The organism is Nocardia higoensis, assembly GCF_015477835.1.
GTDB classification, from domain to species: Bacteria; Actinomycetota; Actinomycetes; order Mycobacteriales; family Mycobacteriaceae; genus Nocardia; species Nocardia higoensis_A.
The window spans coordinates 1-15,956 of sequence record NZ_JADLQN010000004.1 but is presented as its reverse complement, the minus strand read 5'-3'; the positions used below and the strand labels follow the sequence as shown (position 1 = coordinate 15,956).

11 protein-coding genes and 1 tRNA gene are annotated in these 15,956 nt (G+C 69.5%); 4 read left to right on the top strand and 8 right to left on the bottom strand.

Features of this window, described 5'->3' with window-relative positions; all coding sequences use genetic code 11:
* Nucleotides 1-46: 46 nt before the first annotated feature.
* On the bottom strand, nt 47-562 hold the full coding sequence (locus IU449_RS20675; protein ID WP_324188353.1) for a GNAT family N-acetyltransferase: 516 nt from the start codon (nt 560-562) through the stop codon (nt 47-49).
* Nucleotides 563-869: 307 nt separating this feature from the next.
* Between IU449_RS20675 and IU449_RS29700 the strand changes: the two genes are divergently transcribed.
* The 3 genes from IU449_RS29700 to fdhD all read left to right on the top strand — a co-directional run bounded on the left by IU449_RS29700 (nt 870) and on the right by fdhD (nt 6,686).
* The gene (locus IU449_RS29700; protein ID WP_195003794.1) at nt 870-3,446 is read left to right on the top strand and encodes an FHA domain-containing protein; all 2,577 of its coding nucleotides are present in this window, start codon (nt 870-872) and stop codon (nt 3,444-3,446) included.
* Nucleotides 3,447-3,531: 85 nt separating this feature from the next.
* On the top strand, nt 3,532-5,850 hold the full coding sequence (locus IU449_RS20665; protein WP_416382202.1) for an FdhF/YdeP family oxidoreductase: 2,319 nt from the start codon (nt 3,532-3,534) through the stop codon (nt 5,848-5,850).
* A complete protein-coding gene (fdhD, locus tag IU449_RS20660) occupies nt 5,847-6,686 on the top strand; it encodes a formate dehydrogenase accessory sulfurtransferase FdhD (RefSeq protein WP_195003792.1) in 840 nt (279 codons plus the stop codon). Before IU449_RS20665 ends, fdhD begins: the two co-directional genes overlap by 4 nt.
* 94 nt (nt 6,687-6,780) lie before the next feature.
* Here fdhD and mihF read toward each other — a convergent pair whose 3' ends face one another.
* The 6 genes from mihF to IU449_RS20630 form a co-directional block, all read right to left on the bottom strand.
* Entirely contained in the window at nt 6,781-7,095 is a 315-nt protein-coding gene (mihF, locus tag IU449_RS20655; protein ID WP_040794996.1) for an integration host factor, actinobacterial type, read from the bottom strand.
* Nucleotides 7,096-7,599: 504 nt separating this feature from the next.
* Entirely contained in the window at nt 7,600-8,880 is a 1,281-nt protein-coding gene (gene clpX / locus IU449_RS20650; RefSeq protein ID WP_195003791.1) for an ATP-dependent Clp protease ATP-binding subunit ClpX, read from the bottom strand.
* 324 nt (nt 8,881-9,204) lie between these two features.
* Nucleotides 9,205-9,867, bottom strand: a complete 663-nt coding sequence (locus tag IU449_RS20645; RefSeq protein WP_195003790.1) for an ATP-dependent Clp protease proteolytic subunit — start codon at nt 9,865-9,867, stop codon at nt 9,205-9,207.
* 66 nt (nt 9,868-9,933) lie between these two features.
* Nucleotides 9,934-10,521: an ATP-dependent Clp protease proteolytic subunit gene (locus IU449_RS20640; protein WP_195003789.1), complete on the bottom strand. Its 588-nt coding sequence runs from the start codon at nt 10,519-10,521 to the stop codon at nt 9,934-9,936.
* Between the two features lie 277 nt (nt 10,522-10,798).
* Nucleotides 10,799-12,187, bottom strand: coding sequence for a trigger factor (tig, locus tag IU449_RS20635; protein WP_416382201.1), 1,389 nt, complete (start codon nt 12,185-12,187; stop codon nt 10,799-10,801).
* Nucleotides 12,188-12,332: 145 nt separating this feature from the next.
* Nucleotides 12,333-12,926, bottom strand: coding sequence for an FKBP-type peptidyl-prolyl cis-trans isomerase (locus tag IU449_RS20630; protein ID WP_195003787.1), 594 nt, complete (start codon nt 12,924-12,926; stop codon nt 12,333-12,335).
* A 225-nt stretch (nt 12,927-13,151) separates the two neighbouring features.
* Between IU449_RS20630 and IU449_RS20625 the strand changes: the two genes are divergently transcribed.
* A complete protein-coding gene (locus IU449_RS20625; RefSeq protein ID WP_195003786.1) occupies nt 13,152-15,656 on the top strand; it encodes a phosphoketolase in 2,505 nt (834 codons plus the stop codon).
* A gap of 55 nt (nt 15,657-15,711) precedes the next feature.
* Here IU449_RS20625 and IU449_RS20620 read toward each other — a convergent pair.
* Nucleotides 15,712-15,788, bottom strand: a tRNA-Pro gene (locus IU449_RS20620).
* Between the last annotated feature and the right edge of the window lie 168 nt (nt 15,789-15,956).

The window sequence follows — 15,956 nt, the reverse complement described above, 5'->3', positions numbered from 1 at the left end:
CGCGCCGGACTCCGACGCGCGGCCACGGTCTCTCCGCTTCAGGGCTTCACCCGGTGATCCAGGACGCCACTTCGGCGCGCATGCAGGTGCGCGGCCAGCGCTGCAGACCGTGCGCCGCTTCGGCGGCGCACACCGCCCGCAAGCCGGGAGTCTGCTCCTGCGGCGGAACCGTGCGGAAGCCGAGCCTGGCGTAATACGGCCCGTTCCAGGGGACTTCGGTGAAGGTGGTGAGCGTGACGGCGGGCAGTCCGCGCTCGCGAGCCCAGCCGACGAGATGGTCGATCAACTGCTTGCCGAGCCTGCGGCCCCGCTGCTCGGGACGCACCGACACCTGGTCGATGTGGGCGTTGCCGTCGACGATGTCGGCCACGAGATAGGCGACGGGCCGATCGATATCGTCGATCACCCAGGCCCGGCCCGCCCGGACATAGGACTGCAATGTCTCCGGGCTGGGTGGTTCGTCTTCGGCGATCTCGGTCATTCCCAGCCGGGCGAACGGTTCTCCGGCGTCACGCTCGATTTCCCGGAGATCGGGAATATCGGCTTCGACTGCCTCTCTCACACATGCCACCGGTCCAGTGTCGTCGGTGGCCGCTCCGCACCCAACCGGATAGCCGACGAATATTCTCGTGGCGATTTCCTTCGGCCGTGGCCGCCGGTGACCGAAAACATATCCGCTGTCGGCTGCGGTAGGCGGATGCTATCGCCGCCTCGCATGAAATGTCCTGCGCCGTCCGCGATTTCCAGGGCAAACGGTTCGTAATGCGGCAATCGGAGACCGTTATGACCGATCTTGTCCGCCTGGCGGCCCGGTGCCGCGAAATTCACTATCCTGGACCGCGTTGAGGCGCGGAAAAGGAGGTTGCCGGGTGGGCAAGACCCCGTCGACGGTGGGCATCGCAGCTGGTGCGGGACTGGTCGCACGCTTCGGGACGGCGGTGGTGTATCTCGCCGAAACCGATTCCGCGGAACTGGTTCTGGATGCGGTCGAAGCCGAGGCCGACGGCGAGTACCCCGGCGCCGCGATCGCCCGGCGACTGGCGGGGGTGGTCTTCGGTGGCGGCACGGAACCACCGGCCTTCGGTGTGGTCGCACCCACCGAGGACGGCACCGTCATCCTCCTTCGCGGCAAGGTCTTCGCCCAGATCCTCGGCGCCGAAGGGCCGCGCTCGCTGTCCGGCGCTCGCGCGTTCACCTGGGTGGACGAGATCGTCCGCGAACCGGTGCGCCGCATCCGCGTCGGCGACGACAACGGCGAACCGCTGCCCGTGCACCCGGCCACCGACCTGCGCGCGGGCATCGTCACCGGCTCCGGGTTCGAACTCCGCGTCGGCGTCCGCCGGGCGGAAACGCCCGGCGATCGCGCCGAATCGGCAGGCGCTGCCGCCGCCATCTCCTCCCCTTCTCCCTCCCGCGCAGGCGGCGGCAGCCCGGCCTCCGCTGTTCCCGTCGCGACGGCTTCGAGCCCCGCGGCTTCCGCGACACGACCTGCCGCGGGATCGGCGACCGCACCCCGTGCCGCCGCGTCGAACGGGTCGGCGGCCGATGACCGTGCGGCCGCTGTCCCGGAATCTGCGTTCGCGGCGAAGAAGTCCGCGACACCAGAGCCCGGAAGGCCGCGGCCTCGAGTGGAGAGTTCCGGAGCAGCGAGCGCTCGAGGGTCCGCGGGCCTCGCGGACCGAGCTTCCTCGTCCGAGCATCAGAAACCGGACGTGACGACAGCTTCCGGCCGCCCGGCTCCGGCGCCCGCGGTTACCGACTCGGCGACTACGTCGGCACCCGGACCGGCTACGCCGAGTTCGGCAACCCCGAGTTCGGCAACCCCGAGTTCGGCAACGCCCGGGCCGACAGCCACGGCACCGGAAGACCCGTCATCGGCGGCGTCCCGGTCGGCCGTCGGACCTACGGGCACCGCGGCGGCCGACATCCCGTCCTCGGGATCCTCGCCGTCCGCAGGGAAATCCGTGGCATCGATGTCGCCGGCGTCCGAGGACCCGGACACGGCGCCCGAGGCCCCCTCGATTGCGGAGCCCTCGATTGCGGCCCCCTCGACGGCGAAGCCTGATTCCGCGGAATCAACTCCCGGCGAAGCGAAGGCCGCCCACGCGAAGGCCATCGCGACGAGGTCTTCGGCAGCGACGGCCACCGACGGAGCGGTCACGGGAAAGACGGGCGCGGAAGCCGAGTCGCCCGCCGCGGCCGCGACCGACTCCGCCACACCGCGGTCCCTGCGCGCCTTCGGGTCGGCGACCGGCGCGCGGAGTTCCGCAACACCGGGCACCTCGGCCGCCACGCCGATGCGCCCCGCACCGGCTTCGGACCCCTCGACCTGGCTGACCACACCCGATTCCGGCGGCAGTGCCGACACGCCCGCCGACGAGCAGACGGCGACGGAGGCGCGGACCGACGCGAAGCAGCGCGGAGCCGACACCGACGCGGCCTCGAACGCCGACACCGCGGGCCTCGGCGCCCGCCCCGTGGTTCCGGGCCGGTCGACTCCCGCCTCGAACACCGGATCCCGGCCGATCGCGGCGCCCACGGTCGGTAGCGCACAGCCGACCGGATCGGGCTCGCGGGCATCCGCGCCGGGCTCGGAGATCCGCCCGGGTTCGCTCGCGGCGTCCGGTGGCACCGGGCCCACCGCCGCCGACGCCCGCTGGTCCCTGGCGAGCGGCTCGGACTCCTCGGCGAAGGACCTCGGGTCCGGCCGATCCGGTAGCACCGGCAACTCCCCGGCAGCGGATTCCGACGAGCGTCCGGCCACTGCGGGGCCCTCCGAGCCTGCGCCCGCCGAACCCCCCGGCCCGCGCACCGCGGATCTCCCGGCCACCGCTCCCGCGGGTTTCGACGCACTCGCCGCCGATCACAGCCGTGGCCGCGACACCGGCCGCCGCCCGGCCACGCCCTCCCCCCTGGGCTGGTCGGAGGCCGAAGAGCCCGCGCGACCGGACTTCTTCGCCTCCCGCCCCGGCATGCATCAGGCTCCGGCGAGCGTCCCCGGATCGAACTTCACCGGCTCGCATCCTTCGGGCCCGAACCAGTGGGGCCGGGTCGTCCCGCTGCGGCCACAGACCCCGCCGGAGCCGCCGGGCGCGCTGGTCTTCGAAGACGTCATCTATCCGCTGGACCGCGCGTATGTGATAGGGCGCAACCCGTCCGGCGACGAGGCCGTGCGCTCCGGGACGGCCGCGCCGCTGACCCTGCCGCGCGACCGGCACGTCTCCCGGGTGCACGCATACGTCACCCTCGACAACGGCGTGGTCTACGTCCGCGACGCGGGGACCTCCGGCGGCACCTACATCGCCGCCCCCGGCACCGAGCAGTGGACGCGGGTCGGCGATACAGCGGTGGAACTGGCACCGGGCTGGCGGATGCGGCTCGGCCAGAAGATCCTCACCCACCGGCCGCCCACCCGGCCGCTGGCGGCCTATCCACGGCGCTACTGAGTCGAGCTCACCACAGGGCGCGGAACCCGGTCCTACGATGCATCGAACGGGCGTCGCCGAACGCCCCGCCGAGGCGGAGAGGACAATGAGGGCCATGCATCGCCAGGGACCGACCGAGGACGTCGACGAGTCCGATCTGACAGTCTCGTCGCCGAAGACCCGGGCAGCGGGCCTCACCGCGGTCGCGGTGGCGCTGAGACGCTCGGTCGAGGAGATGGGCGTGGTGCGCACCGCCCGGACCTTGGCCCGGGTGAACCAGGTGCACGGTTTCGACTGTCCCGGCTGCGCCTGGCCGGAGCCCACAGGCCACCGCAGACCCGCCGAGTTCTGTGAGAACGGCGCGAAGGCCGTGGCCGAGGAGGCCACCCTGCGCACCGTGACCCCGGAGTTCTTCGCCGCGCACCCGGTCGCCGAGCTGGCGCGGAAATCCGGGTACTGGCTCGGTCAGCAGGGCAGGCTGACCCACCCCATGGTCCTGCGGCCCGGCAACACCCACTACCACCCGATCCGCTGGGAGGATGCCTACCGCCTCGTCGCCGACGAACTGCGCGCCCTCGATTCCCCGGATGAGGCCCTCTTCTACACCTCCGGTCGCACCGCCAACGAGACCGCGTTCCTCTACCAGCTGCTCGTGCGCAGCTTCGGAACGAACAATCTGCCCGACTGCAGCAATATGTGCCACGAGTCCTCCGGCACCGCGCTGATCTCCTCCATCGGGATCGGCAAGGGTTCGGTCACCATCGACGATTTCGGCGCGGCCGATCTCATCATCGTCGCGGGCCAGAATCCGGGCACCAATCATCCACGAATGCTCAGCGCGCTGGCCGAGGCAAAGGCGGGCGGCGCGCGGATCGTCGCGGTCAACCCGCTGCCGGAGACCGGTCTGCTCGGTTTCCGCGACCCGCAGACCGTCCGCGGCCTGACCACCGGTGTCGACCTGGCCGACGACTTCCTGCAGATCCGCCTCGGCGGCGACCTGGCGCTGTTCCAAGGCCTGGGCAGACTGCTGTTCGAGGCCGAGGACCGCGCGCCGGGCACCGTCGTCGATCGCGCGTTCGTCGAGGCCAGTTGCGCGGGCTTCGACGAGTACGAGGCCCACGCCCGCGCGGTCGACCTGGACGTGGTGCAGGTCGCGACCGGCCTCACCCTCGAGCAGCTGCGCCACGCCGCCGACCTGATCGCGCGCTCCCGGCGCATCATCGTGTGCTGGGCAATGGGCCTGACCCAGCACAAGCACGCGGTCGCCACCATCGAGGAAGCCACCAATGTGCTGCTCATGCGCGGCATGATCGGCAAGCCGGGCGCGGGCCTGTGCCCGGTGCGCGGGCACTCCAATGTGCAGGGCGACCGCACGATGGGTATCTGGGAGAAGGCGCCCGCCGCGTTTCTCGACGCCCTCGACCGCGAATTCGGCATCACCAGCCCCCGCGAGCACGGCTACGACACCGTCGAGGCGATCAGGGCGATGCGCGACGGCAAGGCGAAGGTGTTCGTCGGGATGGGCGGCAATTTCGTCTCCGCCACCCCCGACACCGAGATCACCGAGGCCGCGCTGCGCACGTGCTCACTCACCGTGCAGATCTCCACCAAGCTCAACCGCAGCCACGTCGTGCACGGGCGCACCGCGCTGATCCTGCCTACTCTCGGCCGCACCGACGAGGACGTGCACAACGGGGTCCGCCGCTCGGTGTCGGTGGAGGACTCGATGTCGATGGTGCACCTGTCGACCGGGCGGCTGAAGCCGGTCAGCGACCAGCTGCGCAGTGAGGTCGCCATCGTGTGCGAGCTGGCGACCGCGTTGCTCGGCTCCGATCACCCGGTGCCGTGGGCGCGGTTCCGCGAAGACTACGACGCCATCCGCGACGCCATCTCCCGGGTCGTCCCCGGCTGCGACGACTTCAACACCCGGGTCAGGCAGCGCAACGGATTCGTGTTGCCCCATCCCCCGCGCGACAGCCGCGAGTTCTTCACCAGCACCGGCAAAGCCAACTTCGCGGTCAACGCGATCGCCTGGATTCCGGTGCCCGAGGGCAGACTGGTGCTGCAGACGCTGCGCAGCCACGACCAGTACAACACCACCATCTACGGCCTCGACGATCGTTACCGCGGTGTGCGCGGCGGGCGCAAGGTGGTGCTGGTGCACCCCGACGACATCACCGACCTCGGTTTCGCCGACGGCGACCTGGTCGACCTGGTCACCGAGTGGACCGACGGGATCGAGCGGCGGGTGCGCGGCTTCCGTGTCGTCGCGTTCCCGACCCCGCGCGGCAATGCCGCGGCCTACTATCCCGAGACCAATCCGCTGGTGCCGCTCGACCATGTCGCCGAGCGTTCCAACACCCCCGCCTCCAAGGCCGTGGTGATCCGGCTGGAAGCCCATGCGCACGACGGAGAGGGCGCGTGAGCGGACGGGTCACCGCCCGGCGGCGGATGGTGCGCCTGTCCCCCACCGGCGAGATCCGCCGTCAGGACACGCTGGCGGTGGAGGAGCCACTGGAGATCCGGGTGGACGGGCAGTCGCTGACGGTCACGATGCGCACCCCGGGCAACGACATCGACCTGGTGCACGGTCTGCTGCTCAGTGAGAACATGATCGGCTCGGCCGAGGATGTGATCAGCGCCCGCTACTGCGCGGGCACCGACGAGCAGGGCCGCAACACCTACAACGTGCTCGATGTCGCGCTGCGGGTGCCTGTTCCGGTGCGCACCCGGCATCTGCTGACCACCGGCGCCTGCGGGCTGTGCGGCAAGACCGCGCTCGACGAGGTCCGCTCCCACAGCCGCTTCCCGCAGCCGGATCCGGGCCCGTCCGTCACCCCCGGAGCGCTCGCGCAGATGCCGCTCACCCTGCGGCAGAAGCAGTCGGTGTTCGACGCGACAGGCGGGCTGCACGCGGCGGGTCTGTTCACCGCCGACGGCACGCCGCTGGCCGTGCGGGAGGACATCGGCAGGCACAACGCGGTCGACAAAGTCGTGGGCTGGGCCGTGCGGGAGAACCGGGTGCCCGCCGCGGATCTGGTGCTGATCGTCAGCGGCCGGGCGTCCTTCGAGCTGGTGCAGAAGGCGGTGATGGCGGGCATTCCGCTGCTGGGCGCGGTGTCGGCGCCCAGCTCGCTGGCGGTCGACCTGGCCGTGGACACCGGTCTCACCCTGGTGGCCTTCCTGCGCGGGGAGACCATGAACATCTACAGCGCCGCACATCGGGTGCGCGGCGCCGCCGCCGACACCAGGTCGGCCTGAACTCTTCCGGGTAGCTCGCCCGGCCCGCATTCCCCGCCGGGCCGGGCGAACCCGTCGCGGCCCCACCCGAGAGGGTCGCGAAGGTGTGACCGAATCAGACGTTCAGCGCCTCGAGCAGCGCCGCGCGCTGACGGGCGCCGAGACCGCCGATGCGCCGATCCTCGGGGATCTCCGCCTGGTCCAGCAGCTTGGCGGCCTTGACCGGCCCGACACCGGGCAGCGCCTTGATCACGGCCGCCACCTTCGTCTTCTTCACCAGGTCGTCGGAATCCGCTTTCGCGAGCAGGTCCGCGACGGAGACCTTGCCGGCCTTGACCTTGCCGATCAGTTCCGAGCGCGCCTTACGAACCGCGGCCGCTTTGGCCAACGCTTCGGTGCGTTGTTCGGCGGTCATCGTGGGCAGTGCCATTTCTCCTCCGCTTTCACTCGTCACTCGAACCTCTGGTTTGACCGCACCGAGTAAACAGCACGCCACCGACAGACCGACGCAGACACACCGGTCGGCTCGGCAGCGGAGTTTCCCAGGTCGGCGCGTCATTACCCGCGCAAGAGGCGAGCGGGTACCGACGCGGCCGGCGCGTAACGCCACGCGTGTGAGCACCGACACATCAGACAGCAGTACCCCGTCAGGTCGGGTTCAACGCAGAACCACCGAGGCCGTATCAGGGACCGACGATGTTCCCCAGCCCGGACCGAGCGCCGTACTGCCCAGTGTGACAGCGATCGGGATCCACGCTCACGGCAGCAGGAGGATTCACCGACAAGCATTCGCGGCGGCGAACATGCCTGTCAGCGGCCTTCGCGCGCGACAGGCGTGCCGCCGCCATCGACAAAAATCTCAACGCTACGAAAACACCGACGCCGTACCGGAGGCTTTCCGGTACGGCGTCGGTTCGTCTCGTCCCGCCGAGACTCAGGCGGACTTGTCGCGACGCTCGGTGCGCTGCTGCTTGCGCGGCACGATGGTCGGCAGCACGTTGTCGTTGACCGTGTCGGCGGTGACGACCACCTTGGCGACGTCGTCGCGGCTGGGAATGTCGTACATCACCGGCAGCAGGACCTCTTCCATGATGGCGCGCAGGCCGCGGGCGCCGGTGCCGCGCAGGATGGCCTGATCGGCGATCGCCTCCAGCGCGTCCTGCGAGAACTCCAGCTCCACGCCGTCCATGTCGAACAGCCGGATGTACTGCTTGACCAGCGCGTTCTTCGGCTCGGAGAGGATCTTGACCAGGGATTCCTTGTCCAGGTTGGTCACCGAGGCGACGACCGGCAGGCGGCCGATGAACTCGGGGATCAGACCGAACTTGATGAGGTCCTCCGGCATGACCTCGGCGAAGTGGTCGGTGGTGTCGATCTCGGCCTTGGAGCGCACTTCGGCGCCGAAGCCGATACCACGATGGCCGGTGCGGTCGGAGATGATCTTCTCCAGGCCCGCGAACGCGCCCGCCACGATGAACAGCACGTTCGTGGTGTCGATCTGGATGAACTCCTGGTGCGGATGCTTGCGGCCGCCCTGCGGCGGCACGCTGGCCTGGGTGCCCTCCAGGATCTTCAGCAGCGCCTGCTGCACGCCCTCGCCGGAGACGTCACGGGTGATCGAGGGGTTCTCGCTCTTGCGGGCGATCTTGTCGACCTCGTCGATGTAGATGATGCCGGTCTCGGCGCGCTTGACGTCGTAGTCGGCGGCCTGGATCAGCTTCAGCAGGATGTTCTCCACGTCCTCGCCGACATAGCCCGCCTCGGTCAGCGCGGTGGCGTCGGCGATGGCGAACGGCACGTTCAGCATCTTCGCCAGGGTCTGCGCCAGGTAGGTCTTGCCGCAGCCGGTAGGGCCCAGCATGAGGATGTTGGACTTGGTCAGCTCGACCGCTTCACCCCGGCTGTCGCGACCCTTGTCGCCGGCCTGGATGCGCTTGTAGTGGTTGTAGACCGCGACGGCGAGCGTGCGCTTGGCCGCGTCCTGGCCGATCACATAGTTCTCCAGGAACTCTCTGATCTCGGCGGGCTTGGGCAATTCGTCGAGTTTGACCTCGCTGGATTCGGCGAGTTCTTCCTCGATGATCTCGTTGCACAGATCGATGCACTCGTCGCAGATGTACACGCCTGGCCCCGCGATGAGCTTCTTGACCTGCTTCTGACTCTTTCCGCAGAACGAGCACTTCAGCAGATCGCCGCCGTCTCCGATGCGCGCCATCTCGTGGGTCCCTACTTCCTTGTCCGCGTGCAACCATCCGTCCGGGCCGCCCCGGCCGGCCGCCCGGCCCGGTGTATCACGAACACTGCGAGCAATTCCGGCGGGGCGAATATTCCGTCGTCCCAGAGCAAAGGTCCTAGGTCGACCGTACCCGGTGAACGCGACGGAGGTCGACAACTCGAGCATGTTTCTCGCCGGGGTTGTGCGAGTTATCACGGTAGCGGCGAAATTCCACCGTTCGCAGGCCGTTTTCGCTACCGGCCGGTCGACGCGCCATCGGGCGTGTCGACCGGCCGGGACGAGAGACGACGCGGATACCGGGCCTCAGGACTGCGCGCTGAGCTTCCGGTAACCGAAGACGTGATCGACGATGCCGTATTCCTTTGCCTGCTCGGCGGTCAGGTAACGGTCGCGATCGGTGTCCTTGCGGATGTCCTCGGCGGACTTGCCGGTGTGCCGCGACAGGGTCTGCTCCATCGCGGTGCGCATGCGCTCGATCTCCGCCGCGGCGATCTCCAGGTCGGAGACCTGACCGCGGATACCGCCCGCGGACGGCTGATGGATGAGCACACTGGCGTTCGGCAGGCAGGCACGCTTGCCCGGGGTGCCCGCGGCCAGCAGAACGGCCGCGGCCGAGGCCGCCTGGCCGAGGCAGACGGTCGCGATGTCGGCGCGCACGTACTGCATGGTGTCGTAGATCGCCATCAGCGAGGTGAACGAGCCGCCGGGCGAGTTGATGTACATGGTGATGTCGCGATCGGGATCCTGCGACTCCAGCACCAGCAGCTGCGCCATCACGTCGTTGGCCGACATGTCGTCGACCTGGGTGCCGAGGAAGATGATGCGCTCGTCGAACAGCTTGGCGTAGGGGTTCCACTGGCGGGTGCCGGTGGCGGTCTGCTCGATGTACTCGGGCAGGACGTAACGCGCCGTGGGCGAGGTCGGCGCGATGCCGGACAGCCCGGCGAGGGGGTCGATCAGAGCCATTTCGTCTCCAAAGTCTGTGTGTTCAATCGACGGCTGAAACGGGCGCCGGCGCGCGCCGGCGTCGGCTCAGCTGCCTACGCCGCTGGCCTGGTTCGCGTGGCTGACCACGTGATCGATGAAGCCGTACTCCAGCGCCTGCTCCGCGGTGAACCAGCGGTCACGATCGGCATCGATCTCGATCTGCTCGACCGTCTGCCCGGTGTGCAGGGACTGCAGCTTGTTGAGCTCCTGCTTGTTCTCCGCGAAAAGCTTTGCCTGGATGGCGATGTCGGCGGCGGTGCCACCGATGCCCGCCGACGGCTGGTGCATCATGATCCGCGCGTGCGGCAGGGCGTAGCGCTTGCCCCTGGTGCCCGCGGTGAGCAGGAACTGCCCCATCGAGGCCGCCAGACCCATTCCGACGGTGCGGATGTCGCATTCGGCGAACTGCATGGTGTCGTAGATCGCCATACCCGCGGTCACCGAGCCGCCGGGCGAGTTGATGTAGAGGGAGATGTCGCGGGTGGGATCCTCGGCCGAGAGCAGCAGGATCTGCGCGCACAGCTTGTTGGCGATGTCGTCGTCGACCTGGGTGCCGAGGAAGATGATGCGCTCGCGGAGCAGGCGCTCGTACACCGAATCACTGAGGTTGAGACCAGCAGTCGCGGATGTCATGACCCCTGCCTGGTTCTTTGTCACGGATACCTGCCTTCTCTTCTCACCGGCTCGTTGCCGAGTGCTGTGCCTCGGCGACCGCGGAGCCCGAGCTCCACAGCCACCCTCGCCTACAGCCATCAACACTGGTTCGTCGTCACACACATTAACGAAGCGGGGCGGCACCGAACTCCCGGTACCGCCCCTCTTCGCTCACAGCGGAACGAGGTGCGCGTTCGCGCGCAACACTAGGTCACCGCGAGCCGGCTCGTCGCGAACCGGGCTCGTGGCGACGGATTCACTCCGAATCGGCGGCGACGACCTTGTCCTGATCGGCGGCGCCCTGCTCGGCCTCAGCCTCGGTCGCCGGCTCGCCGAACATCTCGGCGGTGTCGACCACATTGCCCTCGGAGTCGGTGACCTTGGCCTGGCCGACCACACCGGCCAGCGCCTTGCCCCGGCGCACATCGGCGAACACCGCGCCGAGCTGACCGGCCTGCTGCACCTGCTGGATGAACTGTTCGGGGGCCATGCCGTAACGCTGCGCCTGGAACAGAATCCGCTCGGTCAGCTCTTCCTGGCCGACCTGGGTCTTCTCCGCCTCGGCGATGGCGTCGAGCAGCAGCTGGGTCTTGACCGACTTCTCGGCCGCTTCCTTGGTGTCGGCGTCGAACTCCTCGCGGCTGGACCCCTGGGCCTCGAGCGCCTCGGCCAGCTTGGCCTCGTCGTGGTCGAAGCCGTGCACCGCGTCGTGCAGCACCGCGTCGATCTCGGCCTGGACGACCTTCTCCGGCAGCGGGACCTCGGTCTTCTCCAGCAGCGCCTCGAGCACCTTGTCGCGGATCGCGCCCGCCTGCTCGACCTTCTTCACCCGCTCCACGCGAGCGCGCAGGTCGGTCTTCAGCTCGTCGATGGTGTCGAATTCCGAAGCCAGCTGGGCGAATTCGTCGTCGGCCTCGGGCAGCTCGCGCTCCTTGACCGACTGCACGGTGACGGTGATGACCGCTTCCTTGCCCGCGTGCTCACCGGCGACCAGGGTGGAGGTGAACTCCTTGGACTCGCCGGCCGACAGCCCGGCCAGCGCCTCGTCCAGGCCCTCGATCAGCTGGCCGGAACCGACCTCGTGGGACAGGCCGGTGGTGGCCGCCTCGGGCACCTCCACCCCGTCCACGGTCGCCGAGAGGTCGATGGAGACGAAGTCGCCGTCCTGGACCGGGCGCTCCACGCCGGTCAGGGTGCCGAAGCGCTGACGCAGCGAGTTCAGCTGCTCCTCGATGTCCTCGTCCCCGATGGTGAAGGAATCGACGGTGACCTCGAGCTCGGAGAAGTCCGGCAGCGCGATCTCCGGGCGCACGTCGACCTCGGCGCTGAAGGCCAGCTCCTGACCGTCCTCGATCTTGGTGATCTCGATCTCGGGCTGGCCGATCACCTTGACCTCGGCGGTGGTGACGGCCTCGCTGTAGCGCCCGGGCAGCACGTCGTTGACGACCTGCTCGAGGATCGCACCGCGGCCGAGACGGGCCTCGAGGAGCTTGGCCGGGGCCTTGCCGGGCCGGAAGCCCGGGATGCGCACCTGCTTGGCCAGGGCCTTGTAGGCGCGATCGAAGTCCGGCTTCAGTTCCTCGAAGGGCACCTCGACATTGATCCGGACCCGGGTCGGGCTCAGCTGCTCGACGGTGCTCTTCACGGACATGCTCCTTGGTTCGTTGTTCGTTTCGGACTCGGGGCGCGACTCCAGGCCGGGGCGCGCGTGACGCATCCCGACCAGGGTAGTTGACCGGTGCGTGAGGACTGCAATCGCCTGCAGGGGCGGCCGACGGCCGGCGTGGCCGTTACTTGCCGACGCCCACCGCGTCGGTGACGAAGACCAGCGTCTCGTTCGGCTTGATGCCGTTGCCCCCGGCGCCGTAGCCGAGGTCCGGCGGGATGATCAGCAGCCGGCGCGCGCCTTCCTGGACACCCTCGAGGCCCTGCTCCCAGCCGGGAATGACCTGACCCGCGCCCAGCGTGAGCCCGAACGGCTCGCCGCGGTCGAAGGAGCTGTCCAGCTTCTCGCCGTCCGACCAGGCGACCAGCGAGTAGTTCATGGTCAAGTCCTGGCCCGGCGCGGCGCCGGGGCCGCTGCCCGGGACCAGGTCCTCGACGATCAGCCGGGTGGGCGCATCGCAGTCGTCGGGCAGGGTGATCGTGGGGTTCTCGCCGAAGCCGCCGGTGACCTCGATGTCCGCGGCGGTGCACTCGCGGCCGTGCGACTGCGGTGCCGCGGGAGCCGCGGCGGAACGCGAGGTCGCGGAGGTCGCCGCGGTGGCGGCGGTGGCGGAGGTCGCGCTGGTGGCGGTGTCGGAGTCGTCGGAACCGCAGGCGGTCAGCGCGAACACGGCGGCGGCGACAGTGCCGATCCCGATGATCCTGGCGAGATTCTGCATGCGGCGGACCCTAGACCACCAGCGCCCGCGTGCCGAATCCGACTGCCCGCCCGGCACGCCCGCCGGTGGTCGTCGCCCTGCCGGATACCGTGGCGGTGCGTAGGCTGGCCGATGCGTGCGCCGTCCGAACCACGGCGGTGTTCTGCCGAGCCGGGCGACCGGCGACCACGACCGCGGCGCCCCGGCCGGGATCGCCGCCAGAAGCGTTCGCGAGGAGAAATCCACATGACGCAGCGGCCAGGCACTATCACGACCACGACCAGCTCTGCCGGTGGCGACACCGCCGCGGACATCCCCGCCGCGGCGGCGGGCAGGCGGACCGGCGACACGATCGCACCGCGACCCTATGACCTCGGCGAGGCGCCCGGCCCGCTGAGCCGCGACGAACTCGCCGCGCTCGACGCGTGGTGGCGGGCGGCCAACTACCTGGCGGTCGGGCAGATCTATCTGCGCGGCAACCCGTTGCTGACCGAACCGTTGCGGCCCGAGCACATCAAGCCGCGCCTGCTGGGCCACTTCGGCACCGTCCCCGGGCTGAATCTGGTCTGGGCGCATGGCAATCGGGTGATCCGCGAGCACGACCTCGACGCGGTGTTCGTCGCCGGGCCCGGTCACGGCGGGCCCGGCCCCAACGCCTGCGCCTGGCTGGAGGGCGCCTACTCGGAGTTCTACAGCGACATTCCACGCGACGCCGCCGGTATGGCGGCGTTGTTCGCGCAGTTCTCCTTCCCCGGCGGGGTGCCGAGTCACTGCGCGCCGGAGACGCCGGGTTCCTTCCACGAGGGCGGCGAACTGGGCTATTCGCTGCTGCACGCCTTCGGCGCCGCCCTGGACAATCCAGATCTGACGGTGTTCTGTGTGGTCGGCGACGGCGAGGCCGAGACCGGTCCGCTGGCCGCGAGCTGGCACGCGAACAAGTTCCTCGATCCCGGTCGCGACGGCGCGGTGCTGCCGATCCTGGCGCTCAACGAGTACAAGATCGCCAACCCGACACTGCTGGCCCGCATCCCGGAGCACGAGCTGATCAGCCTGTTCGAGGGCTACGGCTACCAGCCCTTCCTCGTCTCCGGCGACGACCCCGCCGCGGTGCATCAGGACATGGCCGCCGCCATGGACACCTGCGTGGGACTGATCCGCGATGTCCAGCGGGCCGCGCGTTCCGGCGGCGACTACTCCCGCCCGGCCTGGCCCATGATCATCCTGCGCACACCCAAGGGCTGGACCTGTCCCCCGGTCGTCGACGGCGAGCCTGTCGAGGGCACCTTCCGAGCCCACCAGGTGCCGCTGCCCACCGCCCGCGACGACGACGCCCATCGCGCGGTGCTCGAGCAGTGGCTGCGCTCCTACCGACCCGAGAAGCTGTTCGACACCGAGGGCAGGCCGATGCCGGACCTGCTCGCGCAGGTGCCCGAGGGCAACCGCAGGATGAGCGCCAACCCGGTCGCCAACGGCGGCGCCCTGGTACGGGATCTGCGCCTGCCGGACTGGCGGGACTTCGGCGTCGAGGTGCAGACGCCGGGTGCGGGGAAGGTCGAGGCGACCCGGGTGCTCGGCGGCTGGCTGCGTGAGGTCACCCGGCACAACCCGGACAACTTCCTGACCTTCGCTCCCGACGAGTTGGCCAGCAATCGGTTGCAGGACATCCTCGAGGTCACCGGCCGCAAGTGGCTGGGCGAGGTCGGCGCGAACGACGTCGGGCTCGACCGCACCGGCCGGGTGATCGAGGTGCTCTCCGAGCATCTGTGCCAGGGCCTGCTGGAGGGCTATCTGCTCACCGGCAGACACGGGATCTTCACCTGCTACGAGGCGTTCATCCACATCGTCGACGCCATGTTCAACCAGCACGCCAAGTGGCTGGACGCCAGCGCCGCGGTGCCGTGGCGGCGCCCTCTGCCGAGCCTGAACTACCTGCTCTCCTCGCACGTGTGGCGCCAGGACCACAACGGCTTCACCCATCAGGATCCGGGCTTCCTGGACGTGGTGCTGAACAAGAAGCCCGAGATCGTGCGGGTCTATCTGCCGCCGGACGCCAACACCCTGCTCTCCACCTACGACCACTGCCTGCGCTCACGCCACTTCGTCAACGTGGTGGTGGCGGGCAAGCAGCCGCAGGAAGCCTGGCTGCCGGTGCGGGAGGCGGCCGCGCACTGCGCGCGCGGACTCGGCATCTGGGAGTGGGCGGGCAACAACGACATCGCCGGCCACACCCCCGACGTGGTCTTGGCCTGCGCGGGCGACGTGCCGACTCTGGAAACCCTGGCCGCCGCCGCGATACTGCGGCACCGCCTGCCGGACTTGCGAGTTCGCGTGATCAACGTCGTCGACCTGATGCGTCTGACACCGGCCGAGGAGCATCCGCACGGCCTGCCCGACCGCGAGTTCGACACCCTGTTCACCACCGACCGCCCGGTGATCTTCGCCTTCCACGGCTACCCGTGGCTGATCCACCGCCTCGCCTACCGCCGCACCAATCACGCCAACCTGCACGTGCGCGGCTACAAGGAGGAGGGCACCACCACGACGCCCTTCGACATGGTGATGCTCAACGATCTGGACCGCTTCCACCTGGTCATGGATGTCATCGACCGGGTACCGTCGCTACGGGAGAAAGCGGCGGGACTGCGTCAGGAGATGGCCGACGCCCGCTGGGCGGCGCGTGCCTGGACCCGCGAACACGGCACCGACATCCCCGCCGTGGCGGATTGGGTGTGGCCGGAAGTGAGCCTGTGAACGCCCGCCGGGCACCGGTCCCGCCCCCGGCCGCGGAGCGGCGATCGTCGAACAATGGTCGGGGTGACAGGATTTGAACCTGCGACCCTCCGCTCCCAAAGCGGATGCGCTACCAAGCTGCGCTACACCCCGTGGCCTCGCGGCGGTAGGCAACCGACGAGGATGAAACGTGCGTTGAGCGGGCGACGGGAATCGAACCCGCACCATCAGCTTGGAAGGTAGATCACGGGACCCCGATCTGTCCAATTGCTGCCTGATCATGACCGTTTTCCGAGGCCCGGGCGAAGTCCGCGATGTACC